Source organism: Streptomyces sp. NPDC090741, assembly GCF_044769045.1.
Classification (GTDB): domain Bacteria; phylum Actinomycetota; class Actinomycetes; order Streptomycetales; family Streptomycetaceae; genus Streptomyces.
Window position 1 is genome coordinate 94,707 of the sequence record NZ_JBIVXF010000009.1, and the last position, 25,760, is coordinate 120,466.

At 73.0% G+C, this 25,760-nt stretch carries 20 protein-coding genes and 1 pseudogene; 12 read left to right on the forward strand and 9 right to left on the reverse strand.

The window, feature by feature from the left end:
• Positions 1-13: 13 nt before the first annotated feature.
• Complete coding sequence (metF, locus tag ACIQU4_RS24115; RefSeq protein WP_403734289.1) at positions 14-931, forward strand: methylenetetrahydrofolate reductase [NAD(P)H]; 918 nt, start codon at positions 14-16, stop codon at positions 929-931.
• A 51-nt stretch (positions 932-982) separates the two neighbouring features.
• Positions 983-1,966, forward strand: a complete 984-nt coding sequence (locus ACIQU4_RS24120) for a hypothetical protein (protein ID WP_403734292.1) — start codon at positions 983-985, stop codon at positions 1,964-1,966.
• A gap of 67 nt (positions 1,967-2,033) precedes the next feature.
• Here ACIQU4_RS24120 and ACIQU4_RS24125 read toward each other — a convergent pair whose 3' ends face one another.
• The 5 genes from ACIQU4_RS24125 to ACIQU4_RS24145 all read right to left on the reverse strand — a co-directional run bounded on the left by ACIQU4_RS24125 (position 2,034) and on the right by ACIQU4_RS24145 (position 6,348).
• Positions 2,034-3,446, reverse strand: a complete 1,413-nt coding sequence (locus ACIQU4_RS24125) for a phytoene desaturase family protein (RefSeq protein WP_403734295.1) — start codon at positions 3,444-3,446, stop codon at positions 2,034-2,036.
• 75 nt (positions 3,447-3,521) lie between these two features.
• Entirely contained in the window at positions 3,522-4,157 is a 636-nt protein-coding gene (locus tag ACIQU4_RS24130) for a DUF4126 domain-containing protein (protein ID WP_403734297.1), read from the reverse strand.
• A gap of 128 nt (positions 4,158-4,285) precedes the next feature.
• Positions 4,286-4,687 carry a DUF3040 domain-containing protein gene (locus ACIQU4_RS24135; protein ID WP_030156028.1) on the reverse strand — a complete coding sequence of 134 codons (402 nt, stop codon included), beginning with the start codon at positions 4,685-4,687 and terminating at the stop codon, positions 4,286-4,288.
• Positions 4,688-4,995: 308 nt separating this feature from the next.
• Positions 4,996-5,769 carry a methyltransferase gene (locus ACIQU4_RS24140; protein ID WP_403734300.1) on the reverse strand — a complete coding sequence of 258 codons (774 nt, stop codon included), beginning with the start codon at positions 5,767-5,769 and terminating at the stop codon, positions 4,996-4,998.
• A gap of 87 nt (positions 5,770-5,856) precedes the next feature.
• Positions 5,857-6,348 (reverse strand): SAV_6107 family HEPN domain-containing protein, encoded by a 492-nt coding sequence (locus ACIQU4_RS24145; protein WP_403734302.1) that lies wholly within the window; start codon positions 6,346-6,348, stop codon positions 5,857-5,859.
• Between the two features lie 194 nt (positions 6,349-6,542).
• Here ACIQU4_RS24145 and ACIQU4_RS24150 point away from each other — a divergent pair, with 194 nt between their 5' ends.
• From ACIQU4_RS24150 to ACIQU4_RS24160, 3 genes are read left to right on the forward strand one after another with little or no spacing between them, the layout of a single operon-like run.
• Positions 6,543-7,364 carry an ATP-binding cassette domain-containing protein gene (locus ACIQU4_RS24150; RefSeq protein WP_403734305.1) on the forward strand — a complete coding sequence of 274 codons (822 nt, stop codon included), beginning with the start codon at positions 6,543-6,545 and terminating at the stop codon, positions 7,362-7,364.
• Entirely contained in the window at positions 7,336-9,420 is a 2,085-nt protein-coding gene (locus ACIQU4_RS24155; protein WP_403734308.1) for a YhgE/Pip family protein, read from the forward strand. The genes ACIQU4_RS24150 and ACIQU4_RS24155 overlap by 29 nt, the downstream gene beginning before the upstream one ends.
• A gap of 44 nt (positions 9,421-9,464) precedes the next feature.
• Positions 9,465-10,091, forward strand: coding sequence for a TetR/AcrR family transcriptional regulator (locus ACIQU4_RS24160; protein WP_403734310.1), 627 nt, complete (start codon positions 9,465-9,467; stop codon positions 10,089-10,091).
• Between the two features lie 349 nt (positions 10,092-10,440).
• On the opposite strand, the gene ACIQU4_RS24165 is transcribed toward ACIQU4_RS24160, so the two are convergent.
• The 4 genes from ACIQU4_RS24165 to ACIQU4_RS24180 all read right to left on the reverse strand — a co-directional run bounded on the left by ACIQU4_RS24165 (position 10,441) and on the right by ACIQU4_RS24180 (position 15,946).
• A complete protein-coding gene (locus tag ACIQU4_RS24165; RefSeq protein WP_403734312.1) occupies positions 10,441-12,870 on the reverse strand; it encodes a DUF3488 and DUF4129 domain-containing transglutaminase family protein in 2,430 nt (809 codons plus the stop codon).
• Entirely contained in the window at positions 12,867-14,249 is a 1,383-nt protein-coding gene (locus ACIQU4_RS24170; protein WP_403734314.1) for a DUF58 domain-containing protein, read from the reverse strand. The genes ACIQU4_RS24165 and ACIQU4_RS24170 overlap by 4 nt, the downstream gene beginning before the upstream one ends.
• Positions 14,249-15,259 (reverse strand): AAA family ATPase, encoded by a 1,011-nt coding sequence (locus tag ACIQU4_RS24175; protein WP_403734317.1) that lies wholly within the window; start codon positions 15,257-15,259, stop codon positions 14,249-14,251. Before ACIQU4_RS24175 ends, ACIQU4_RS24170 begins: the two co-directional genes overlap by 1 nt.
• Before the next feature lie 135 nt (positions 15,260-15,394).
• On the reverse strand, positions 15,395-15,946 hold the full coding sequence (locus ACIQU4_RS24180) for a beta-class carbonic anhydrase (RefSeq protein ID WP_403734320.1): 552 nt from the start codon (positions 15,944-15,946) through the stop codon (positions 15,395-15,397).
• A 341-nt stretch (positions 15,947-16,287) separates the two neighbouring features.
• On the opposite strand from ACIQU4_RS24180, the gene rsmH reads away from it, so the two are divergent.
• The 7 genes and pseudogenes from rsmH (at position 16,288) to murD (ending at position 25,697) form a co-directional block, all read left to right on the forward strand.
• A complete protein-coding gene (gene rsmH / locus ACIQU4_RS24185; protein ID WP_376021195.1) occupies positions 16,288-17,217 on the forward strand; it encodes a 16S rRNA (cytosine(1402)-N(4))-methyltransferase RsmH in 930 nt (309 codons plus the stop codon).
• Positions 17,214-17,780 carry a hypothetical protein gene (locus tag ACIQU4_RS24190; protein ID WP_403734322.1) on the forward strand — a complete coding sequence of 189 codons (567 nt, stop codon included), beginning with the start codon at positions 17,214-17,216 and terminating at the stop codon, positions 17,778-17,780. The genes rsmH and ACIQU4_RS24190 overlap by 4 nt, the downstream gene beginning before the upstream one ends.
• Positions 17,781-17,864: 84 nt before the next feature.
• A pseudogene (locus tag ACIQU4_RS24195) lies at positions 17,865-19,799 on the forward strand (peptidoglycan D,D-transpeptidase FtsI family protein); the annotation flags it as partial.
• A gap of 111 nt (positions 19,800-19,910) precedes the next feature.
• Positions 19,911-21,644: a UDP-N-acetylmuramoyl-L-alanyl-D-glutamate--2,6-diaminopimelate ligase gene (locus tag ACIQU4_RS24200; protein ID WP_403734325.1), complete on the forward strand. Its 1,734-nt coding sequence runs from the start codon at positions 19,911-19,913 to the stop codon at positions 21,642-21,644.
• Positions 21,641-23,065 (forward strand): UDP-N-acetylmuramoyl-tripeptide--D-alanyl-D-alanine ligase, encoded by a 1,425-nt coding sequence (gene murF, locus ACIQU4_RS24205; protein ID WP_403734328.1) that lies wholly within the window; start codon positions 21,641-21,643, stop codon positions 23,063-23,065. Before ACIQU4_RS24200 ends, murF begins: the two co-directional genes overlap by 4 nt.
• On the forward strand, positions 23,062-24,132 hold the full coding sequence (mraY, locus tag ACIQU4_RS24210; RefSeq protein WP_030156005.1) for a phospho-N-acetylmuramoyl-pentapeptide-transferase: 1,071 nt from the start codon (positions 23,062-23,064) through the stop codon (positions 24,130-24,132). Before murF ends, mraY begins: the two co-directional genes overlap by 4 nt.
• Positions 24,114-25,697 (forward strand): UDP-N-acetylmuramoyl-L-alanine--D-glutamate ligase, encoded by a 1,584-nt coding sequence (murD, locus tag ACIQU4_RS24215; RefSeq protein ID WP_403734330.1) that lies wholly within the window; start codon positions 24,114-24,116, stop codon positions 25,695-25,697. The genes mraY and murD overlap by 19 nt, the downstream gene beginning before the upstream one ends.
• The last annotated feature ends 63 nt before the right edge of the window (positions 25,698-25,760 follow it).

A 25,760-nucleotide genomic window follows, 5' to 3' on the forward strand; every position in this document is an offset into this window, starting at 1 on the left:
CTAACCTGCCCGTATGGCCCTTGGTACCGCTTCCACCCGCACGGACCGTGCACGCACGGTCCGCGACCTGCTGGCGTCCGGGAGCCCGTCGTACTCCTTCGAGTTCTGGGCCCCCAAGACGGAGAAGGGCGAGCGCAATCTCTGGAACGCGCTGCGCCGGATCGAGGCGGTGGGCCCGAGCTTCGTCTCCGTGACCTACGGGGCCGGCGGCTCCACCCGCGGCGGCACCGTCAAGGCCACCCAGGAGATCGCCGCCGACACCACCCTGACACCCGTCGCGCACCTCACCGCGGTCGACCACTCCATCGCCGAGCTGCGCCACGTGATCGGTCAGTTCGCCGACGCCGGCATCCGCAACATGCTGGCCCTGCGCGGCGACCCGCCGGGCGACCCCATGGGTCCCTGGGTCGCGCACCCCGAGGGCGTCCACTACGCCGCCGACCTGGTCCGGCTGGTCAAGGAGTCCGGCGACTTCTGCGTGGGCGTCGCGGCCTTCCCCGACATGCACCCGCGCTCGGAGGACTGGGACACGGACATCCGTCACTTCGTGGACAAGTGCCGTGCCGGCGCCGACTATGCGATCACCCAGATGTTCTTCGATCCGGAGAATTATCTGAGGCTGCGCGACAGCGCCCAGAAGGCGGGCTGCGAGACCCCGATCATCCCCGAGGTCATGCCTGTTGTGGGCGTCAAGCAGCTCGACCGGCTGCCACAACTCAGCAACGCAGTCTTCCCCGCGGCCGTGAAAGAGCGCATGCTCGCCGTCAAGGACGATGCAGCCGCTGTACGCTCCATTGGGATCGAGTTCGCCACGGAGTTCTGCGCGCGGCTGCTGTCCGAGGGTGTCCCGGGGCTGCACTTCATCACGCTGAACAATTCCACGGCGACTCTCGAGATCTACGAGAACCTGGGCCTGCACCAGCGGGCCTGATCGGCTGGCCCCCGTTTCCTGGGCGGTTGGCCGTACCGAGAGGTGCCACGCATGGGAATGACGGTCCTCTACATCGCGTTCGGTTTCGTCGCGCTGTGGCTGCTTGCCGAGGTCCTGATGCAGTACAAGGCCCGGCTGCGCTGGCGGTTGCTCGCGTTCGCCGGGTTCCTCGGTGTGGTCGCCGGGGTGGTGCTGCCGTCGGTGGCGGTCATCGGCATCGGCGCGGCCGCGTTCGCCGTGGGCCAGACCCTGGTGACGCTCTCCTTCCGCAAGGGCTTCGAGGCCGGCTGGGCGCTGCGCCGCGGCGGCGAGCCCGTACGGAAGCAGAACCGGCGCCGCCGGGCGGGCGGTGCGCGCCCCGAGCCCGCGCTCCAGGTGACCGCGCTGGAGTACGGGCCCGACGGGACGGCGCCGGACGCCGAGGGGGCGGACCGGGCCGACGCGCCCGACCAGGCGCAGCCGGAGCCGCAGTTCCAGGCCGCGACCGAGGATTTCTACAGCCCGGAGCCGCTGCCCGAGGACACGGGCTCGTACGGGATACAGAGCTTCGCCCCCACCGCCGACGCGGGCCGGACGGCGGCGTTCGCCTCGCCGTTCTCCACGGCCGAGCAGGACGCACACCAGTACGCGGCCTACTACGACGGACAGGGCTACGACCCGCAGGGCCAGGGCGGCTACGACTACTCCGCGGGCTACCCGGCGGGCGGCGAACAGCAGGTCTACGCCGCCTACTCGGACCCGTACATCGGCACGGGCGGGGCCGTGATCCCGCAACAGCCGTACGACTACACCCCGTACGCCGCCTACTCCGGCGCCGACCCGTACGCGAGCGCGGGCGGGCAGCAGCAGTACTCGATGGACACCCCGCCCGGCGGGGTGTGGGTGCCGCAGCAGCGCTCGACCGAAGGGGCGGCCGCGGGCTACCCCGGGGACGACCAGAGCCAGTACCCGCAGCAGCAGCAGCAGCAGCAGCAGCCGCAGCAGCAGCAGTACCCGTACCAGGGCTCCGGCGAGTACGAGCAGTACCGCTACTGAAGTACGACGGGTACCGCGGTACCGAGACGGGTGAGCCCCCGGGGAACGTTCCCCGGGGGCTCACCCGTCACTGGGAGCCGCGGAACCCCGCGCCCTCCACGATCAGCCCGGCCACCAGGGCCCCGGTCATCCCGGCGTGCGCGAGCCCGCCGCCCGGGTGCGCCCAGCCGCCCGCGAGGAACAGCCCGGGCAGGGCGGTGGTGTTGGCGGGGTAGAGCATCGCGCCGCCCGCTCCGGCGAGGGCGGGCGGGGGCACCGCACCGCCCTGTGCGCCGGTGTCCGCCTCGATGTCCGCCGGCGTGCGCTCGTGCGTCCACAGCAGCCGCTCGCGCAATGCGGGCACCGCCCGGGCCGCGAGGTCCAGCAGCTCCTCCGCGCGGGGCGCAGGGGCGCTCCCAGGGCCGCAGAGGGCGCTCACGGTGACCGCCTCGTGGTCCGCGTCGGGCCGCACGGCGGGGTCGTCGGGGCGCAGCACGGTCAGCTGGGCGCCCGGGGAGTGGACCAGGGTGCGGTGGACGGCGTCCGCGGGGCGCGCGCCGCGCAGCGCGAGCAGCAGGGTGAGCCGGCTGGCCACCCCCGGCCCGCGGGCGGGGACGCCGGCGGCCGGCAGCGGGGCCCGCAGCCGGCGCGGGTCGACCCCGCAGACCACGAGGTCGGCCGGGGCCTCGGTACCGTCGGCCAGCAGCAGTCCGGCCGCCCGGCCGCCTCGCTCCAGGACCTCCCGTACCGGTGCGTCGAAGACGAAGGCGACCTTCCGCTCCAGGCAGCGCTCGTACACGGCGGTGGCCAGTGCCCGCATCCCGCCGCGCACGTACCAGCTGCCGAAGGTCTGCTCCATGTACGGGAGCACGGCCGCCGAGGCGGGCGCGGTGGCGGGGTCGACCCCGTACGCCCGCACCCGGGCGGCGAGCAGTTCGCCGAGCTCCCCGCCCAGCTCGCGCCCGGCCACCTCCGCGAGGGTCGGGGGGCGGCGGCGCAGCAGCCCGCTCTTGCGCAGCGCCGGGTACGGATCGTCGCCCAGCACTTGCCAGTCGGGGCGCAGCGGCTCCTCCAGCAGGGGGCGGCGGGTGGCGTTCCAGGCGTCCCGGGCGCGGCCCAGGACCCCGTTCCAGCGCTCTCCCGCGCCCGCGCCGAAGGCCTGGTCGAGGACGGCGGCGCCGCCGCCGCGCGAGCCGCCGGGGAGGGTGACGGCGGTGCCGTCGGCGAGGAGGTGCCGGAGGGCCGGGTCGGCCTGGACCAGCTCGACGCAGTCCTCCAGGGGCCGCTTGCCGGTCTTGACGAACAGGTCGCGGTAGACGGCGGGCAGGTGCAGCAGCCCGGGCCCGGTGTCGAAGGCGAAGCCGTCGCGCTCGTACCGGCCGACGGAGCCGCCGTACGTGGACCCGCGTTCGTACACCGTCACCCGGTGTCCCGCCACGGCCAGCCGGGCCGCCGTAGCCATCGCGCCCATGCCGGCGCCGATCACCGCAATTCGTGCCATGCGGATGACCCTATCGAGCGGGATCGAGCGGGACCGGAGGAGGTCGGTGGGAGGTCGGTGGGAGGTCGGCCGAGGTCAGCGGGGTGGCACCGTGGCCCGCGCGGCAGCCTCGCGCTCCTCGGTGGCGAGCCGCCTCTCCTCACGGCGCTGGGCCCGGCGGCGCAGGAAGCGGCGGATCCGGCTCCACAGGAGGACGAGTATGGCCAGACCGGCCGCCAGCAGGACGGCCGCGATGATCGCGGCCGCCTGGGGGTTGAACATCGCGAAGGTGACGATGCCGGCCACGCCCAGGTCCTCGGCGGTGCTCAGCGCGATGTTACTGAACGGCTCCGGCGAGGTGTTGACGGCCATCCGGGTGCCGGCCTTGACGAAATGGCTGGCCAGCGCGGTGGAGCCGCCGACCGCAGCGGCGGCGAGGTCGGAGAGAGAGCCGCTCTGGCCGGCCAGCAGGGCGCCGACCACCGCCCCGGCCACCGGGCGGATGACGGTGTGCACCGTGTCCCAGAGGGAGTCCACGTACGGGATCTTGTCGGCGACGGCCTCGCACAGGAACAGCACGCCGGCGACGATCAGCACGTCGGTGCGCTGGAGGGACGCGGGTACCTCGTCGCTCACTCCGGTCGCGCCGAAGATGCCGAGCAGGAGGACCACGGCGTAGGCGTTGATCCCGCTGGCCCAGCCGCTGGTGAAGACCAGGGGGAGCACACTCACCGGGCCATCATGCCGCAGGACCCGGCCCCGGGACGGGCGATCGGGGAGACGGGGCGGATCGGCGCGGCAGAGCCGTGAGGGGACGGCCGCCGTACGGCGGCCGTCCCCTCACTCATGTCTGCGGAGGCCTACTGCCCCTGTTCGTCGCGGCGGCGCTGCCACCGCTCCTCGATGCGGGTCATCATCGACCGACGCTGCCGGTTGCGGCCGTGGGCCGAACCGCCTGCACTGCCGGAGACGGGCTGCTCGCCGGGCTTGGGTGCCTTGCGCCAACCGGTGACCACGAGGACCGTACAGCCGAGCATGACGAGGAATCCCACCACGCTGACCCAGAGTACGTTCGGAATGATCACACCGGTCATGAGGAGCGCGATACCCACCACAATGCCTGCGACTGCCTGGTAGACCCGTCGCCGGGTGTACGTACGCAGTCCGCTTCCCTCAAGCGCTGTCGCGAACTTGGGATCTTCGGCGTACAGCGCTCGCTCCATCTGCTCGAGCATTCGCTGCTCGTGCTCCGAGAGCGGCACGGGAGTCCTCCTCATCCGTCGGTCGCGGGGGGTAGCGACCAGGGGTCCCCTTCAGGATAGGCGGGGAATCGCCCCCGTGATACCCGCCCTCTACGCGAGGTTCCGAAAACGCTGCCCGAAATGGGCACCGCCCCAAAGGGCGCCGCCCGAGCAGAACCTTGCGTGAAACCGTACCGCCGGGTGGGCGGTCACTGAGGCGCTTATTCCCCACTGGCCCGTCCACCATGCCGGTCACTGCGCACGATCATACGGCGCCCAAGGCCTGAACGGAGGGTGTCCGGCGTACTCCCTGAGCGGAACTCCGCAGATCAGGCGCGCTCGTCGCCGGGACGCTTCTGACCAAGGACGTGCAACTGCGTGGCGACCGCGTGGAAGGCGGGCAGCTCGGCGGCGGCCTCCTCCAGGCGCAGCAGCGCCTCGACCGCGCCCGGTTCGGTGTCGACCAGGACGCCGGGGACGAGATCGGCGAAGACGCGGACCCCGTGCACCGAGCCGACCTCCAGCCCGGCCCCGCCGACCAGCTCGGCGAGCTGCCCGGCGGTGAAGCGGCGCGGTACCGGGTCGCCCGCGCCCCAGCGGCCCGCCGGGTCGGTGAGCGCCGTACGGGCCTCGGTGAAGTGGCCGGCGAGGGCGCGGGCGAGTACGGCCCCGCCGACGCCGGCGGCCAGCAGGCTGAGCGTGCCGCCGGGGCGCAGGGCGGCGACCGTGTTGGCCACGCCCTCGGCCGGGTCGTCCACGTACTCCAGCACGCCGTGGCAGAGCACCACGTCGTACGCGTCGCGCTCGACGACGTCCAGCAGGCCCTGGGCGTCGCCCTGCACTCCGCGGACCAGGTCGGCCACGCCCTCCTCGGCGACGCGGCGCTCCAGCCCGAACAGCGCGTTCGGGCTGGGGTCGACCACGGTCACCCGGTGGCCCAGCCGGGCCACCGGCACGGCGAACTTGCCGGTGCCGCCACCGGTGTCCAGCACGTCCAGCACATCCCGCCCGGTCGCCTTCACCCGGCGGTCGAGGGCCTCCTTGAGGACCTCCCACACCACGGCGGTGCGAAGAGAGGCACGGGGGCGGGAAGTGTCCGACACGGCTGATGACTCCTCGGCGCGACAGGGTGAGAGATGCGTCCCCCACCCTATTGCCTGGGAGATGCCGTGCCGGTCACCCCGGCCTGCTCAGCCCGCGTCCGGATGCTCCGGGTGCTCCGGGCGGGGCTGCGGCAGCGTCGGCGCCACCGGCTGGAGCGCGAGCATCCGCTCCACCAGCCGCAGGAACATCTCCACGGCACGCACCAGATCGTCCGCGTCCCGGACCGTCGCCGCGTCCGCTATCCCCGCCTCGGCCCGCGCCCGGCGGTCGGCGCCGGAGGCGAACAGCGCGCTCCACTCCGTCAGCTCCGGGGCTATCTCCGGCAGTACCTCCCACGCGCTGCGGATCCGGGGCCGGCGCCGGGCGCCGACCGGATCCGGCCGCCCGCGCGCGGCGAGCACGGCCGCGGCGGTGCGCAGCGCGGCGAGGTGGGCGGTGGCGTACCGCTCGTTGGGCCGGGTCAGCCGGGCGGCTTCGGCCAGGCCGGCGCGGGCCTTGGCGAGCAGATCGAGCGCGGCCGGAGGTGCTGCCGACCTGCGCGGGACGGGGTGGACAGGGGACGGGGACGGTGTGGCCATGACGAACCTCCTGTCGTTGCGTACTGCTGTGTCTGTGTTTGTGCCTGCCCTCATGGTGACGGTCGCCACTGACAATCTCGCTGACCTGCGGCTTTGCCCCCTACTTCCGGTCAACTGCCCCCTTCTGCGCGTGTGGTGCTCCCGAAAGTGCTAGTTTTTGAACTGACCAGTCAGTTCAAAAGGAGGGGGGCGGCGTGGACAGCCCGCACGGAGCGGCCGTCAAGGCCGAGAACTTCGGACTCAAGGGCCCGCGCGGCTGGGTGTTCCGGGGAGTGCGCCTCGACGCGGAGCCCGGCTCGCTCATCGCGGTGGAGGGCCCCTCCGGCAGCGGCCGGACCTGCCTCCTCCTCGCACTCACCGGACGCATGAAGGCCACCGAGGGCCAGGCAGAGGTCGCCGGCCACCAGCTGCCGCGGCACATGACAGCGGTCCGCCGGTTCGCCGCCCTCGGCCCGGTCACCGGCGTCAACGAGCTCGACCAGTCCCTCACCGTCGCCGAGCAGCTGCGCGAGGGCGCGCTGCTCCAGCGCCGCTACGAAGGCCCCGTCCGCGCCCTGCTGCGCCCGCGCGGTGAGCGCCGGACCGCAGCCCAGGCCCGGATCGACGGCGCCCTGGCCGCCGCCGGGCTGGATCTCGCCACCCTGCCCAAGGGCCCGCGCACCTCCGTAAGGGACCTGGAGCGCCTGGAGGCGGTCCGGCTGTCCGTGGCCATCGCCCTGCTGGGCGCGCCGCGGCTGCTGGCCCTCGACGACCTGGACCTCAAGCTCTCGGACTCCGAACGCGCCGAGGCCTGGACCCTGCTGCGCTCGATCGCCGCCGGCGGGACCACCGTCCTCGCGGTGTGCAGCGAGGCGCCGGACGAAGCGACGGTCCTGCGCACGGGCGCCGCCGCGGCCGAGCCGGCCGCCGAGGCCGAGCCCGCGGCGGACAAGAAGACCGAAGACACCGAAGACACCGAAGACACCGAAGACACGAAGGGGGCGGACGATGCGCTCGCCGAAGCTGGCCGCGCTTGAGCTGAAGCGGTTCGGGCGGGGGAAGCTGCCCGTCGCCGCTCTCATCGCGCTGCTCCTGCTGCCACTGCTGTACGGCGCGCTGTACCTGTGCTCCTTCTGGGACCCGTACAAGAACCTGGACAAGGTGCCCGTCGCCCTCGTCAACGCCGACAAGGGCGCCACCATCGACGGCAAGCACGTCGATGCCGGTGGCGAGATCGCCAGGAAGCTCCACGACAGCAAGACCTTCGACTGGCGCGAGGTCAGCGCGGACGAGGCGGCCAAGGGTGTGGAGAAGGGGACGTACTACCTCTCCCTCACCATGCCCGCCGACTTCAGTACCAAGATCACCTCAAGCGCGGGGGACGACCCCACCACCGGCGCCCTGCAGGTCCGTACGAACGACGCGAACAACTACATCGTCGGGTCGATCTCGCGCACCGTCTTCTCCGAGGTCCGCTCCGCGGCGTCCACCAACGCCTCCCGCGGCTTCCTCGACAAGATCTTCCTCTCCTTCTCCGACCTCCACGACAAGACCGCCGAAGCCGCCGACGGAGCCGACCGGCTCAAGGACGGAGCCGGCAAGGCCCAGCAGGGGGCCAAGGAGATCGCCGACGGCCTCGACACGGTCGAGGAGAAGAACGGGGAGATCACCGGCGGGCTGAAGAAGCTCAACTCGGCCGCGGGCAAGCTGGAGACCGGTACCACGGACATCGCCGACGGCACCCAGACCCTCGCCGACAAGGTCGGCGGCGCCGCCTCCCAGGCCAAGCCGTTCCTGAAGGACCCCCAGCAGATCGCCGACACGGCCATCCTCGTCGCGGACACCGCCAAGGTCGTCAACAACCACCTGGACACCTTCGCCAAGAAGGCCCCGGCCGCCGCCGCCGTGACCCAGCGCGTCTCCACCGGCTCCGCCGACGTCTACGCGAAGATCTGCACGGCCGGTACCCAGCCGGTGCCCGCGACCTGCCCCCAGCTGAAGAAGCTCAAGGACGACGCCGCCGAGGCCGCTCTGCTCGCCGGCGACGTCAACACCCTGGTCAAGGACACCAACGGTGACCTCGGCACGCTCAAGCGGCAGCTGACCGACTTGGAGAAGCAGGCCCGCAAACTCGCCGCGGAGGCGCCCGGCCTCTCCTCCAAGCTCGACGCCGCCGTCGCCCAGGTCAACGCCCTCAACACCGGCGCCCACAAGGTCGCCACCGGCATGGGACAGCTGCACACCGGTCTCGGCAAGGCCACCGACGGCTCCGAGGCCCTCGGCAACGGCGTCGGCAAGCTCGGCGACGGGGCCCACAGCCTCGACGGCGGCATGTACAAGCTCGTCGACGGCACCGGCGAACTCGCCGGCGGCCTGCACGACGGCGTCGGCAAGATCCCGGACTACGACCAGCAGCAGCGCGACACGCGCACCCAGGTCATGGCCGACCCGGTCAAGCTCGCCAACCAGTCGCTGCACAAGGCGCCCAACTACGGCACCGGCTTCGCGCCGTACTTCATCCCGCTCTCCCTCTGGGTCGGCGCGATGGTCGCCTACATGCTGATCGCGCCGATGAACCGGCGCGCCCTGGCCGCAGGCGCCTCGCCCTGGCGGATCGCCTTCGCCGGCTGGCTGCCCGTGGTGGGCGTCGGCGTCCTGCAGGTGCTCGCGCTGATGTCCGTACTCCACTGGTCCCTCGGCCTGGAGATGGCACGCCCCGCGTTGGCCATCGGCTTCCTCGTGCTGGCCTCCGCCTGCTTCGCGGCGATGGTCCAGTGGCTCAACGCGAAGTTCGGGGCTGCCGGCCGGATCCTCGTCCTCGTCGTGCTGATGCTGCAGCTGACCTCGGCGGGCGGTACGTACCCCGTTCAGACCAGCCCGGCCTTCTTCAACTGGATCCACCCGTACCTGCCGATGACCTACATCGTCGAGGGGCTGCGCCGACTCATCTCCGGCGGCGACCTCACCCGGGTCTGGGTCGGCTGCGCGGTCCTGGCGGCCTTCACCGTGGGATCGCTCCTCCTCACCGCGCTCGCCGCCCGAGGCAAGCAGGTGTGGACGATGGACCGGCTGCACCCGGAACTGAGCCTGTAGAGACCGGGCCCGTAGAGATCGGTTGACCTGTGAGAATCAGCGCCATGGAACACAGCAGCACCGGTACCGGCGGCGGCCGCCGGCAGGCGACCCGCCAGAAGCTCTACGAGGCGGCCGTCACCCTCATCGCCGAGCAGGGCTTCTCCGCGACCACGGTCGACGAGATCGCCGAGCGGGCGGGGGTCGCGAAGGGCACCGTCTACTACAACTTCGCGAGCAAGAACGAACTCTTCGAGGAACTGCTGCGGCACGGAGTGGGGCTGCTGACGGCCTCGCTGCGCGACGCGGCGGAGGAGACGGAGCAGCGCGGCGGCAGCCGGGTCGAGGCGCTCGACGCGATGATCCGGGCGGGGCTCGTGTTCATCGACCGGTACCCGGCCTTCACGCAGCTGTACGTCGCCGAGCTGTGGCGGACCAACCGGGCGTGGCAGTCCACGCTGATGGTGGTCCGGCGGGAGGCGGTGGCCGTCGTGGAGACGGTGCTGCGGGAGGGCGTGGAGCGGGGCGAGCTGAGCGCGGAGATCGACGTGCCGCTGACCGCCGCCGCGATGGTGGGCATGGTGCTGGTGGCCGCACTGGACTGGCAGTCGTTCCAGAGCGAGCGGTCGCTGGACGACGTGCACTCGGCGCTGTCGCTGCTGCTGCGGGGCCGGGTCAGCGGGAACCGCTGAGGGGGCGGCCCGGGGGTGGCCCCGGGTGACCCCCGATCGGCGGTGCCGCGGGGTGCCGGGACGGCGTAGAACTGGGGGGCGCCACCCGCTCCGCGTGACCCGCTCCGCGTGAGTACGCGTACCTAGTGACGGAAATGAGTACGTACGCGGATGGCCCCCACCTGGGCGAACGCCAGACTGGGGACACGGACGGGGACCCGGTCCGGACCGCCGACACGGGGCGGCCGGTGCGGACCGGGTACCTGACCGCGGCACGGCGGGGCTCGGGGGGAACGAGCCCCGCCGTTTCGCATCCGCGGGTGCCGGGCCGCTGCGCGGGCGGCGCGAAGCCGCCCGCGGGGCTACCGCCTCAGCCGCGGTTGCGGACGGGGATGCGGGCCCGCGTACGGGCCAGCAGGGTCGCGCCCCGGGCCGTCACGGCCGACCAGCGCGTTGCCGCCGACCAGCGCAGCCGGGCCGCCGAGCGGGGGAGGAGCACGGCGCGTGCGCGGCCGCCGCGGGTCAGCGGAGCCAGGAGCGCGGCGCGGGCCAGCAGGACGTCCGCCGCCAGACCGGCGTACGTCGCCTCCGTGCCGGGCGGGGCGTACAGCGAGCGCTCCACCGCCTCCGCGACCCGGTGCACCGCGTCCGCCGCCTCCGGTGTCAGCCGGCCCAGCTCCACCACCCGGGCCGCCGCCCGGCGCGGGGACAGCGCCTCGTCGGGGGCGATGCCCACGTCCCAGGCCGCGTCCGCCAGCTCCTGCCAGGCCACCAGCACCTGCCCCGCCGCCAGCCGCCGCTTGCGCAGCCGCGTCCGCCACAGGAGGGGGAGCACGGGCAGGGCCAGCAGGGCCAGGACCGACAGCGTCCAGGTCAGTACCGTCTGCGGCGACGGGCCGCCGGCAGCGGAACCCGCCTTCGGCTGCGGTGCCGCCGCCCCGCACTCACCCAGCTTCTTCTCCTCCGGCGGGCAGTCCTCGGCCTTCGACGGCGCCGCCGACGGCTGCGTCGCACCCTGCGAGGGCAGCGCCGTCGGCGCGGACGGCTGGGCCGCCGGGACCTCGGCCCGGGAGTAGTCCGGGATCGTGATGCCCTGGCGCGGCGTCGGCTCGAACCGGGTCCAGCCCACGCCCTCGAAGTACAGCTCCGGCCACGCGTGCGCATCTCGCATCGACACGTTCACGCTGCCGTCCGACTGCTTCTCGCCGGGAGTGAACCCCACCGCCACCCGCGCCGGGATCCCGAGCGAGCGCGACATCGCCGCCATCGAGAACGCGAAGTGGATGCAGAACCCCTCCTTGTCGGCGAGGAACCGGGCGATGGCCTGCGGCCCCGTACCCGAGGCCACCTTCGTGTCGTAGCGGAAGCCGCCGTTCACGGCGAAGTAGTCCTGGAGCTTCACCGCCCGCGTGTAGTCGTCCTTCGCGCCCTTGGTCACCTGGCGGGCCGTATCGCCGACCACCGCCGGCAGATTGTCCGGAATCTTCGTGTACTCGGCCTTGATGAGCGGATTCGGCTCCGGCGCCGCCTGCAACTGCTCCGCCGTCGGCCGCAGCAGCAGGCTCCGCACCGTGTACATCGCGCCCTGGACGTTCTGGAACCTGTCCCGGGCCAGCTGGTCCCCGACCAGCGTCCGGCCGGCCGGCTCGAACCGCCACTTGCCCGGGATGTCCACGGACGTCGCCGGGTACGGCATCGGCAGGTAGCGCTGCGCGTACGTGTCCGCCGCCGAGATGCTCGTCCGTATCTCGGTCCCGGTCGCCCGGACCTGCTCGCTCAGCCCCGGCGGGGCCGGCAGCCGCTCCGGCACGTCGGTCAGGGCCCGCCCCGAGGCCTCCCACTTGACGCCGTTGAACTCGTCCAGCGCCAGGATCCGCAGGTACTGCTCGCCGAGCTGCGGGCTGTCCGTGCGGTACTTCAGCACCACCCGGTTGTCCTGGGTGTTCAGACTGCCCTGCAGGGAGACCAGCGGGTTGACCGCCGAGATCGTCCCGCCGACCCCGACTCCGCCGTCTCCGGGCTCGCCGCCCTGCGCGCCCAGCAGCCCGCCGCCGAGCGCGGGCAGCGCCGCCGGCACCGCCAGCGCGATGCCCAGCGCCACCGCGCCGATCCGCCGCCCGGTGCGTACGGGGGCCAGCGCCTGGCCGGAGCCCGCGCCGACGCCCCCGTACCCGGAGCCCGCCGACGCCCGCCCGCTCGGGGCCGCGCCGAAGACCCGGCCCCACTGGGCGAGCCGGTCACGGCCCTCGGCCAGCAGCAGCAACAGGTAGCCGCAGCCGGCCATCAGGAAGGAGATCCAGGAGGCCCCGGAGCCGCTGGAGAGCCCCGCGGCGACCGAGTACAGCGCGAGCAGCGGCAGCCCGGCCGCGGCGGCGGTCCGCAGGGTCACCGCCAGCAGGTCCACCAGCAGCCCGATCAGCAGCACCCCGGACAGCAGCAGCAGCCGGATGCCGTCCGTCAGCGGCGCCGGGATCGCGAACTCGCCGACGTCCTGGACGCCCCGCTGGAACAGGGCGCCGAAGTCCGTCACCAGATAGGCCGTCGGCCCGGTCCCGGTGGACTCGCCCTTGCCCGCGAACAGGAACATCAGCACCAGCAGTGACACCAGCACCTGCGAGGCCACGGTGAGCGTGCGCCCCAGCGGCACCCGCCGGGCCCCGGCCCCCACCGCGCTCTGCACGGCCAGCAGGACCCCGGCCTCCAGCACCCAGCCCGACGAATCCACCAGCGCGGCCAGCGACCACGAGGTGAGCAGCGTCGCCAGCATCGCGAAGAGCGTCACGCGCGCCCGCCCGCTCATCCCCAACCTCCGGACGTACCCGTGCCGAGCGGAGCGTTCCCGGCCCGGCGCCACAGCTCCCCGAACGTCACCCCGGGCGGCACGGCCAGCGCCGTCCAGCCCGCGTCGCGCAGCCTGCCCACCCGTGCCTCCACCCGCGAGGGCCGCCCGGCCCAGAGCGCGGAGTCGAGTACGAAGGCCACCGCGGCCCCGCAGCGTCCGCGCATCTTGGCCGCCACTTCCGCCTGTACGTCGTCCAGGTCTCCGAAGAAGGCGATGAGGAGCCCGTCACCGCCGGCTCCGGAGAAGCCCCCGCCGCCGTGGCCGCCGCCGCTGCGCACCGCGTCGTACGCGCGCGTGAGGCCGGCGCCGTCGGAGTGCCCGACGACCGCGAGGGTGTCCATCATCAGCCCGGCGGCCTCGGCGGACTCCTGCCCGCCGGAGGAGGACCCGTACTTTTCGAAGCCGCTGCCGCTGCCGCCGCTGCCGGGCACCGAGGTGCCCGAGTCGGTCAGCAGCCGCGCCGAGAAACCCTGTTCGAGCAGGTGCACCAGGGTCGACGCGGCCCCGGACACCGCCCACTCGAAGGCGGAGTCCGGTCCGGCGCCCTCGAAGGCGACCCCGCGGGTGTCCAGCAGGACCGTGGCCTTGCTGCGCTGCGGCTGCTCCTCGCGGCGCACCATCAGCTCGCCGTAACGGGCGGTGGAGCGCCAGTGCACCCGGCGCAGGTCGTCGCCGCGCCGGTAGGTCCGCGGGATCACGTCGTCGTCGCCGCCCAGGGCCAGCGAGCGGCGGCCGCCGTCGCCGTAGCCGGAGGTCTCGCCGGTCAGCCGGACCGGGACCAGCGGCTCGGTGCGCGGGATGACGGTGAGGGTGTCGTACGTGCTGAACGAGCGGGTCAGCTCGACCAGGCCGAAGGGGTCGGTCAGCCGCAGCTGGAGCGGGCCCAGCGGGTAGCGGCCGCGCAGGTCGGAGCGGACCCGGTAGGAGACCTCGCGGCGGCCGCCCGGCTCGACCCGGTCCAGCACGAAGCGGGGCCGGGGGCCGAGGACGTACGGCACCCGGTCCTGGAGCATCAGCAGTCCGGTGGGCAGCCGGGAGACGTTCTCCATGCGCAGCCGGACCCGGGCCTCGGAGCCCGCGGGCACCCGCATCGGGGTCAGCCGGCGGTTGCCGGAGACCCGGTGGCGGGTGCGGTGCAGCGCGAAGACGCAGATCAGCGGCAGGACGGCGAGCAGCAGCCCGACCCGGAGCAGTTCGCCCTGGCCGAGCACGTACGCGCACAGCGCGGCGGCGACCCCGGCGGCCAGGAAGGACCGGCCGCGGGTGGTCAGCCCCGCCAGCGAGGCGCGCAGCCCGCCGCGGCCCTCGCCGGCGCCGCGCGGGGCACCGGCGCTCATCAGAAGCCCCGGATGCCCGCGCCGGGCGGCATCTCGCCGCGGGCGTGCGCGGCGGGGACGGGGGTGCGCTGGAGGATGTCGTGGACGACCTGCTCGGCGGTGCGCCGGTTCAGCTGGGCCTGTGCGGTCGGCAGCAGCCGGTGCGCGAGGACGGGCGCGGCCAGCGCCTGCACGTCGTCGGGCAGTACGTAGTCCCGGCCGGACAGCGCGGCGGAGGCCTTCACGGCGCGCAGCAGGTGGAGGGTGGCGCGGGGCGAGGCGCCCAGGCGCAGGTCCGGGTGGCTGCGGGTCGCGGAGACCAGGTCGACGACGTAGCGCCGGACGGGCTCGGCGACGTACACCTCGCGGACGGCCTCTATCAGCTTGACGATGTCGTGGGCGTGCGCGACGGCCTGGAGGTCGTCGAGCGGGGAGACCCCGCCGTGTACGTCGAGCATCTGGAGCTCGGCGTCGGGGCTCGGGTAGCCGACGGAGACGCGGGCCATGAAGCGGTCGCGCTGGGCCTCGGGGAGGGGGTAGGTGCCCTCCATCTCCACCGGGTTCTGGGTGGCGACCACCATGAACGGGCTCGGCAGCGTGTACGTCGTGCCGTCGATGGTGACCTGGCGCTCCTCCATCGACTCCAGCAGCGCGGACTGGGTCTTCGGCGAGGCGCGGTTGATCTCGTCGCCGATGACGATCTGCGCGAAGATCGCGCCCGGCTTGAACTCGAACTCGCGGCGCTGCTGGTCGTAGATGCTGACACCGGTGATGTCGGAGGGCAGCAGGTCCGGCGTGAACTGGATGCGCTGCACCGAGCAGTCGATGGACTTCGCCAGCGTCTTGGCGAGCATGGTCTTGCCGACGCCGGGGACGTCCTCGATCAGCAGGTGCCCCTCGGCGAGCAGCACGGTCAGCGCGATGCGTACGACCTCTGGCTTGCCCTCGATCACGCTCTCGACGGACTGGCGCACCCGCTCCGCCGTGCTCGTCAGATCTGCGAGGCTCGCTCGGTCGTCATACGTCGTCACCTGGTTCTCCTCGGCCCTTTCCGCAGGGCCGACGCCCTCAGCGCACTCCGGCCCACCCCGACACGGACGCCGGCCCGGACGGTTTTCCGGGCGGCGTCTTCCCGCATTCTTGACGGCGTTGTGGCCTTGTGTCACTCACGAGGCGGGATCGATCTCCCGCAGGAGTCCGGTGTGCACGTCGAAGACGAAGCCTCGCACATCGTCGCGGTGGGGCAGGAAGGGGTTCGTCCGGACCCGCTGCATCGACTGCCGGACGTCCTGGTCCACGTCCCGGAAGGCCTCGACGGCCCAGGCGGGGCGCTGGCCGACCTCGTCCTCCAGCTCGTGCCGGAAGTCCTCGGTCAGGCTTTCGAGGCCGCAGCCGGTGTGGTGGATCAGTATCACCGCGCGGGTGCCCAGGGCACGCTGGCTGATCGTGAGTGACCGGATGGTGTCGTCGGTGACGACGCCGCCCGCGTTGCGGATGGTGTGACAGTCGCCGAGCTCCAGGCCGAGCGCCTTGTGCAGGTCGAGGCGGGCGTCCATGCAGGCCACGACGGCCACGTGCAGGACGGGGCGGGCGTCCATGCCGGGGTCCGCGAATTCCGCGGCGTACTGCCGGTTCGCCGCCACCAGCCGGTCCGTGACGGAGCCGCCGCTGGATGCCTGGGGGGTGGACTCTGCGGGCAGGGATGCGGAAGTCGTCATGCATACGACGTTAGTGGTCACCGCTGGTAAAGGCATGGAGCGAGGGTGGACAAAGAACGTCAACCGTCCTTGTTGTGAGCTAACCCACAGGGGTGGGACGGCGGCGGCCGTTTGGGTGATTCGCGGCTTTTGTGGGTTCCGTACGAGTGGTGCGCACGGCGCGCGGGGCGGTTCGTTGACCGCGGCGACCGTTGCACTAAAGTGGCGCGAACCGGCCGGAGCCCGGCCCTGACCGGCCGCCCGGCCCCCTGGTAACACTCCGCGTGCGCGGCGCGGCGTATGCCTGCCGCGCCGTTATCTGAGAGGGCGCTTTGACTAGCGAGTCCCGACATGTCCCGGTGATGCTCCAGCGGTGCCTGGACCTGTTGGCCCCGGCGCTGGAGAGGCCCGGGGCCGTCGTCGTCGACTGCACCCTCGGCCTCGGCGGCCACAGCGAGGCCCTGCTGACCCGGTTCCCCGAGGCGCACCTGATCGGCCTCGACCGCGACAAGGAGGCCCTGCGGCTCTCCGGCGAGCGGCTCGCACCCTTCGGCGACCGCGCCACCCTCGTCCACGCCGTGTACGACGAGCTGCCCGAGGTACTCGACCGGCTCGGCATCCCCGCCGTCCAGGGCGTCCTCTTCGACCTGGGCGTCTCGTCCATGCAGCTCGACGAGGCCGACCGCGGGTTCGCGTACGCGCAGGACGCGCCGCTGGACATGCGGATGGACCAGACGACCGGGATGAGCGCCGCCGAGGTCCTCAACACGTACCCGCCGGGCGAGCTCGTACGGATCCTGCGCCAGTACGGCGAGGAGAAGCAGGCCAAGCGGATCGTCTCGGCGGTCGTCCGCGAGCGGGAGAAGGAGCCGTTCACGAACAGCGCGCGGCTGGTCGAGCTGATCCGCGACGCGCTGCCGCAGGCGGCGAAGCGGACCGGCGGCAACCCGGCCAAGCGGACCTTCCAGGCACTGCGCATCGAGGTCAACGGCGAGCTGTCGGTCCTGGAGCGGGCGATCCCGGCGGCCGTGGAGCGGATCGCGGTGGGCGGCCGGATCGCGGTGCTCTCGTACCACTCGCTGGAGGACCGGCTGGTCAAGCAGGTCTTCGCGGCGGGAGCGGCATCGACGGCGCCGCCGGGACTGCCGGTGGTCCCGGAGAAGTACCAGCCCAAGCTGAAGCTGCTCACCCGGGGCGCGGAGCTGCCCACGGAGGAGGAGATCGCCGAGAACCGCCGGGCCGCGCCGGCCCGCTTCCGCGGGGTCGAGCGCATCCGGGAGGCGCGGCTGTGAGCAGAGCCGGGGGACTGGGGCGGCTGCGCGGTGGCCCCTCGGGGCAGGCGGCGCGGATGCCGTTCGTCCTGCTGGTGGTGGCGCTGCTGGCCGGTGGGCTGATCAGCCTGCTGCTGCTGAACTCGGCGCTCAACCAGGGCTCCTTCCAGCTGAGCCGGCTGAAGAAGGAGACCACCGCGCTCACGGACGAGGAGCAGGCGCTGCAGCGGGATGTGGACGGGTACTCGGCGCCGGACGCCTTGCAGCGGCGGGCGCACGAGCTCGGCCTGGTCCCGGGCGGGAGCCCGGTCTTCATCGGCCCGGGCGGCAAGGTGACGGGCACGGCGGCCCCCGCGGAACCGCCGCCGCCTCCGAGCCCGGCCGCCGCCGCGGGCTCCGCCCCGGCAGGTACCCCCGGCCCGCCCCAGTCTCCCGCCCCGGGCGCCGCCCAGGCCGGCGCCGCGGGCTCCACCCCGGGCGGCGGGCCGGCCGGCACTCCGGCCGGTACCCCGGCGGGCGCACCGCAGGCCGGGCAGCCCGCGCCGGGCGGTGCCCCTCAGTCCAACCCGACCTCCGGAAGGTGACGTCGTGACGCGGACCCTCCCCCAGCTCCCGCCGGGGGTACCCCCGGCGGGACCTCCCCCCAGCACCGGTGCGGCGGTGGGGGCGTGAGCGCGCCGGGCGGGCGGCGGGTGCCCGGGCCCGGGCCGGGGCGGGCGCGAGCCACCTCGCGCCCCGCCACGCGGCGGCCCGGTCCCGCGAGGCAGCAGCACACCATCCGGCTCGGCAGCCCCAAGCCCCGGCTGCGGCTCGTCAGCGTCGGACTGACCCTCGTCATGGTGGCCTTCGTCGTACGGCTGCTCCAGGTGCAGGCCGTCGACGCCTCCGCGTACTCCGCGAAGGCCTCCGAGAACCGCTTCGCCAGCTACACCCTCGCCGCCGAGCGCGGCGAGATCACCGACCGCAAGGGCGTCGCCCTCGCGACCAGCGTCGACGCGTACGACATCACCGCCGACCCGAAGATGTTCACCCCGCAGGACAGCAAGGCCCCCGACGCCCCCGAGCAGGCCGCCGCCCTCCTCGCGCCGATCCTCGGCAAGGACGCCAAGGAGCTCACCGCCCGCCTCAAGACCAAGAACACCCGCTACGTCGTCCTGGCCCGCCGCCAGACCCCCCAGGTCTGGAACCAGATCAAGGACCTCAAGCGGGTCTTCGCCGACAAGGCGGCCGCCGACAAGAAGAACAACGGCCCCGGGGCCAACGTCCTCGCCGGCGTGTTCAACGAGGACAGCAGCAAGCGCGTGTACCCCAACGGGGACCTGGCCGCCGGGATACTGGGCTACGTCAACGCCGAGGGCAAGGGCGCCGGCGGCCTGGAGTCCTCCCTCGACAAGAAGCTGGCCGGCAAGGACGGCGCGATCACGTACGCCCAGTCCGGCGGCCGCCGCGTGCCCACCGCCGGGTCCAGCGAGAAGCCCGCCGTACCCGGCGAGGACGTCGAGCTGACCATCGACCGCGACATCCAGTGGGCGGCGCAGAGCGCCATCAGCGAGCAGGTCGCCAAGTCCGAGGCCGACCGCGGCTACGTCGTCGTCCAGGACACCCGCACCGGCGAGGTGCTGGCCATGGCCAACGCCCCCGGCTTCGACCCCAACGACCTGTCGAAGGCCAGCTCCGCCGCCATGGGCAACGCGGCCCTCCAGGACGTGTACGAGCCCGGCTCCACCGCCAAGGTGATGTCGATGGCCGCCGTGCTGGAGGAGAAGAAGGCCACCCCCGAGACCCACGTCGAGGTCCCCAACCGGCTGCACCGCGGCGACCGGCTGTTCAAGGACGACATCGACCACCCGACCTGGTACCTGACCCTCAACGGGGTCCTCGCCAAGTCCTCCAACATCGGCACCATCCTGGCCACCGGCCAGCTCGGCGCCACCCAGCCCGAGGCCAACCGGGTCCTCTTCTCCTACCTGAACAAGTTCGGCATCGGCCGGCCCACCGGCCTGAACTACCCCGGCGAGTCCCGCGGCATCCTCGCCCGGCCCGAGGCCTGGTCCACCTCCCAGCAGTACACGATCCCTTTCGGCCAGGGCCTGTCCCTCAACGCCATGCAGGCGGCCTCCGTGTACTCGACGATCGCCAACGGCGGGGTACGGATCGCACCCACCCTGGTCCGTGGCACCAAGGGCCCCGACGGCCGCTTCACCCCGGCCCCGGCGCCCGAGCAGACCCGCGTCATCAGCCAGGACACCGCCAAGTCCCTGTCCCAGATGCTGGAGTCGGTCGTCGACGACCAGGAGGGCACCGGCACCAAGGCCCGCATCCCCGGCTACCGGGTCGGCGGCAAGACCGGCACGTCCAACCGGGTGGATCCGGCCACCGGCCGCTACAAGGGCTACACCGCCTCCTTCGCCGGATTCGCGCCCGCCGACAGCCCGCGGATCACCGTGTACTGCGCCATCCAGAACCCCACCAAGGGCAGCTACTTCGGCGGCCAGATCTGCGGCCCGATCTACAAGAAGGTCATGGAGTTCGCCCTCAAGACCCTCCAGGTCGCCCCGACCGGAACCGCCCCCGCCGGGCTCCCGGTCACCTTCGACGCCGGCCCCGCACCCGCCCCCCAGCCCTCCGCAGCGCCCTCCGCACAGCCCAGCCGGCAGCCCGGCCAGTGACCCGGCGGGCCGGCCGGCCCGCCAGAAATCCGTGAGGCACCATCAGTGACAACGATCACCCCGAAACCCGGGAACCCGTCGGCCGCCGCCCACGCGGCCGGGCCCTCACTTCGCGAGCGGCCCGCCGCGCCCGGTACGCTCACCGCCGTGTCCCACGCTGATCAGCCCAGAACCGCCCAGAAAGACGCCCCGGCAACGCCGCCGGGAGCGCCCCGGCCCCAGGCCGCCCGCCCGACACCCCTGGGCGAGCTGGCCACCCTGCTGGGCATCGAAGCCCCCGGCGCGGCCGCCGCGGCGCAGCCCCCGCAGATCACCGGGATCACGCACGACTCCCGTGCCGTGCGCCCCGGCGACCTGTACGCGGCCCTGCCCGGCGCCAAGCTGCACGGCGCCGACTTCGCCGCCCAGGCGGCCGCCCTCGGCGCCGCGGCCGTGCTGACCGACCCGTCGGGCGCCGAGCGCGCGGCCGCGACCGGCCTGCCGGTCCTGGCCGTCGCCGATCCGCGCGGCCGGATGGGCGAGCTCGCCGCCACGATCTACGGCCGTCCCGGCGAGGGCCTGCTCCAGATCGGCATCACCGGCACCTCCGGCAAGACCACCACGGCGTACCTCGTCGAGGGCGGTCTGCGCGGGGCCGGACGCTCCACCGGGCTGGTCGGCACCGTCGAGATGCGCATCGGCGACGAGCGCATCAAGTCGGAGCGCACCACCCCCGAGGCCACCGACCTCCAGGCCCTCTTCGCGGTCATGCGCGAACGCGGGGTCGAGGCCGTCGCCATGGAGGTCTCCAGCCACGCCCTGGTGCTCGGCCGGGTCGACGGATGCGTCTTCGACGTCGCCGTCTTCAACAACCTGAGCCCGGAGCACATGGAGTTCCACTCGGACATGGAGGACTACTTCCAGGCCAAGGCGCAGCTCTTCACCGAGCGCCGCGCCCGCCTCGGGGTGGTCAACGTCGACGACGAGTACGGCCGCCGCCTCGCCAAGGAGGCCGCCATCCCGGTGGTCACCTTCTCCGCCGAGGGCGATGCGGCCGCCGACTGGCGCGCCGAGGACGTCGTGTTCGGGCACATGGACTCCACGCTGACCGTGGTCGGCCCGGAAGGGCAGCGCGTACGGGCCACGGCCCCGCTGCCCGGCCCGTTCAACGTCGCCAACACCGTCGCCGCGATCGTCACGCTCGCCGCCGCGGGCCTCGACCCGCAGACCGCCGCCGACGGCGTCGCCGCGGTCCCCGGGGTCCCCGGCCGGCTGGAGCGGGTGGACGCGGGCCAGCCGTACCTCGCCGTCGTCGACTACGCGCACAAGACGGACGCCGTCGAATCGGTGCTCCGCGCGCTGCGCGAAGTCACCACCGGCAAGCTGCACATCGTGCTCGGCTGCGGCGGCGACCGCGACACCACCAAGCGCGCCCCGATGGGCGCCGCGGCCGCCCGGTTCGCCGACACCGCCGTGCTGACCTCCGACAATCCGCGCTCCGAGGACCCCCTCGTGATCCTCGCCGCGATGTTCGAGGGCGCCGTCTCCGTACCCGCCGAAGAGCGCGGCACGGTCCTCGTCGACGCCGACCGGGCCGCGGCCATCGCCGCCGCCGTCGCGCGCGCCGAGGCCGGGGACACCGTGCTGGTGGCGGGCAAGGGCCACGAGCAGGGCCAGGACACGGCAGGCGTCGTACGGCCCTTCGATGACCGCGCGGTGCTCCGGGCCGCGATCGAACTCCGGCAGAACCAGCAGCACCTGCAAGGCAATGACGTCCGACAGGCCGAGGTGAACCAGTGATCGCCCTTTCCCTCGCCGAGATCGCCGACATCACCGGCGGGCGGCCCCACGACATACCGGATCCGTCCGTGCGGATCACCGGGCCCGTGGTCATCGACTCCCGCCAGGTGGAGGCCGGCAGCCTGTTCGCCGCGTTCGCCGGTGAACACGTCGACGGCCACGACTACGCCGAGCGCGCGGTCGCCTCCGGAGCCGCGGCCGTCCTCGCCGCCCGGCCCGTCGGCGTACCCGCGATCGTCGTCGCCGACGTCGAGAAGGCCCTCGGCGCCCTCGCCCGAGCCGTCGTCGAGCGCCTCGGCACCGACGTGGTGGCCCTGACCGGCTCCGCCGGCAAGACCTCCACCAAGGACCTCATCGCCCAGGTGCTCCAGGCCCACGCGCCCACCGTGTGGACCCCGGGCTCCCTCAACAACGAGATCGGCCTGCCGCTCACCGCGTTGCGCGCCACGGAGGAAACCCGGCACCTGGTGCTGGAGATGGGCGCCCGCGGCATCGGGCACATCGACTACCTCACCGGCCTGACCCCGCCGCGCATCGGACTCGTCCTCAACGTCGGGACCGCCCACATCGGCGAGTTCGGCGGCCGCGAGCAGATCGCCCAGGCCAAGGGCGAGCTCGTCGAGGCCCTGCCGGCCGAAGCCGAGGGCGGAGTCGCGGTCCTCAACGCCGACGATCCGCTGGTGCGCGCGATGTCCGCCCGGACGAAGGCCCGTACGGTGCTGTTCGGCGAGGCCGACGATGCCGACGTACGGGCCTCGGAAGTCCGTATGACACCGGCAGGACAGCCCTCCTTCACACTCCACACACCCACCGGGTGCGGCGAAGTGACCTTGCGCCTGTACGGTGAGCACCACGTGTCGAACGCGCTCGCCGCGGCCGCCGTCGCCCATGTACTGGGCATGTCCGTCGAGGAGATCGCCACCGCGCTCTCCGGGGCGGGCACCTTGTCCCGGTGGCGGATGGAGGTCACCGAGCGGGCGGACGGCGTGACGATCGTCAACGACGCCTACAACGCGAATCCCGAGTCCATGCGGGCCGCTCTGCGCGCGCTTGCCGCGATGGGCGGCGCGGCCAGGGCCGACGGGGGACGTACGTGGGCGGTGCTCGGTCCCATGGCCGAGCTCGGGGACGCATCGTTGGCCGAGCACGACGCGGTGGGACGGCTTGCCGTCCGGCTCAACGTGAGCAAGCTCGTCGCAGTCGGGGGCAGGGAAGCGTCCTGGCTGCAACTGGGCGCATATAACGAGGGTTCGTGGGGTGAGGAGTCGGTGGTCGTGTCCGACGCGCAGGCGGCGATCGACCTGTTGCGCAGTGAACTGCGCCCGGGTGACGTCGTGCTGGTGAAGGCTTCCAGGTCGGTCGGCCTGGAGCGGGTCGCTCTGGCTCTGCTGGCCGGCGAGGGCGAGGTCGCCGACCGATGAGGCAGATCCTCTTCGCCGGTGTCATCGGCATGTTCCTGACCGTGGTCGGCACCCCGCTGCTGATCAAGCTGCTGGCCCGCAAGGGTTACGGCCAGTTCATCCGCGACGACGGCCCGCGCGGCCACGCCGGGAAGAAGGGCACGCCCACCATGGGCGGCATCTCCTTCATCCTGGCGACGATCATCGCGTACGCCCTGACGAAGGTGATCACGGGCAGCCCGGCCACGTTCTCCGGCGTGCTGGTGCTCTTCCTGATGTCCGGCATGGGCCTGGTGGGCTACCTCGACGACTACATCAAGATCGTCAAGCGCCGCTCGCTCGGTCTGCGGGCCAAGGCCAAGATGGCCGGCCAGCTGATCGTCGGCATCGCCTTCGCCGTGCTCGCACTGCAGTTCAAGGACGCCCGCGGCAACGCCCCGGCCTCCACCAAGCTGTCGTTCGTCACGGACTTCGGCTGGTCGATCGGCCCGGTGCTGTTCGTGGTCTGGGCGCTGTTCATGATCCTGGCGATGTCCAACGGCGTGAACCTGACGGACGGTCTGGACGGCCTGGCCACCGGCGCCGCGGTGATGGTCTTCGGCGCGTACACCTTCATCGGCGTCTGGCAGTTCCAGGAGTCGTGCGCCAACGCGCAGACCCTGACGAACCCCAACGCCTGCTTCGAGGTACGAGATCCGCTGGACCTCGCGATCGTCGCCTCCGCGCTGATGGGCGCCTGCTTCGGCTTCCTGTGGTGGAACACCTCGCCCGCCAAGATCTTCATGGGTGACACCGGCTCGCTGGCCCTCGGCGGCGCCCTCGCCGGTCTCGCGATCTGCTCCCGCACGGAGTTCCTGATCGCCCTCCTCGGCGGCCTCTTCGTCCTCATCACCATGTCGGTCGTCATCCAGGTCGGCTCCTTCAAGCTCACCGGGAAGCGCGTCTTCCGGATGGCCCCGCTCCAGCACCACTTCGAACTGAAGGGGTGGTCCGAGGTCCTGGTGGTGGTCCGGTTCTGGATCATCCAGGGCATGTGCGTGATCGTGGGTCTCGGACTCTTCTACGCGGGATGGGCAGCCGACAAGTGAGCACCACCGACCTGGCCGGCCTGCTCGGCCCCGATGTCCTGGGCCGGTACGGTCTGCCGGGCCGGATCACCGTGGCCGGCCTCGGCATCAGCGGCATCAGCGCCGCCCGGGCGCTGGCCGGACTCGGTGCGAAGGTGACCGTCGTCGACAACGGCGACGGCGACGCGCACCGTGCGAAGGCCGCCGAACTCGCCGAGCTGGGCATCGAGGTCCGCCTGGGGCACCTGCCCGGCGGGGTCCGGGCCGGGGAAGCCCTGCCCGAGGGCACCGAACTGGTCGTCACCTCGCCCGGCTGGCAGCCCGAGAGCCCGCTCTTCCGGGCCGCCGCCGAGGCGGGCGTCGACGTCGTCGGCGACGTCGAGATCGCCTGGCGGCTGCGCGGGGCCGGCGTGGAACTGCGCGCCGCCCGCCGGGCCGCCGCGGCGGACGCAGACGGGGACACCCGCGAGGCCGCCGACGCCGAGGGGGCCCCGGCCGGGCCCGCCGAGTGGCTGGCGATCACCGGCACCAACGGCAAGACCACCACCACCCAGATGCTCGCGTCGATCCTGAAGGCCGCGGGCCTGAAGACCGCGGCCGTCGGCAACATCGGCACCCCGATCATCGACGTGGTCCTCGGCGAGGAGGCGTACGACGTCCTCGCCGTCGAGCTCTCCAGCTACCAGCTCCACTGGGCGCCCTCGCTGCGCGCCCACTCGGCGGCCGTGCTCAACCTGGCCCCCGACCACCTCGACTGGCACGGCTCCATGGAGGCGTACGCCGCCGACAAGGGCCGGATCTACGAGGGCAACACGGTCGCCTGCGTCTACAACGCCGCCGACCCGGCCACCGAGGCCCTGGTTGTCGAAGCCGACGTCGAGGAGGGCTGCCGGGCGATCGGCTTCACCCTCGGCGCCCCCGGCCCCTCCATGCTCGGCGTCGTCGACGGCATCCTCGTGGACCGCGCCTTCGTCGAGAACCGGCAGAAGAACGCCCAGGAGCTCGCCGAGGTCAAGGACGTCAACCCGCCGGCCCCGCACAACATCGCCAACGCGCTCGCCGCGGCGGCCCTGGCCCGCGCCTTCGGCGTCGCGCCGCGCGCGGTCCGCGACGGGCTGCGCGACTTCCGCCCCGACGCGCACCGCGTCGCGTACGTGGACGAGGTCGCGGGGGTCACGTACATCGACGACTCCAAGGCCACCAACACGCACGCCGCCGAGGCCTCCCTGGCGGCCTTCGAGCCCGTCGTGTGGATCGCCGGCGGCCTCGCCAAGGGCGCGACCTTCGACGAGCTCGTCCAGAAGTCGCGGAAGCGGCTGCGCGCCGTGGTGCTGATCGGCGCCGACCGGGCGCTGATCGCCGAGGCGCTGGCGCGACACGCCCCCGAGGTCCCGGTCGTCGACCTCGACCGGACCGACACTGGGGCGATGCTCGCAGCGGTCCGGGAAGCGGCCCGGCTCGCGGAGCCCGGCGACACGGTTCTGCTGGCCCCGGCCTGTGCCTCGATGGACATGTTCGCGAACTACAACAAGCGCGGGGACGCATTCGCGGACGCGGTGCGCGAGCTGGCCGCCGAGGGCGCGTAGGTCCGGCCGGCCCGCTCCCAGGCCGGCGAGCCTCCCCGACCGGCTGCTCGCCTCGTACGAGTG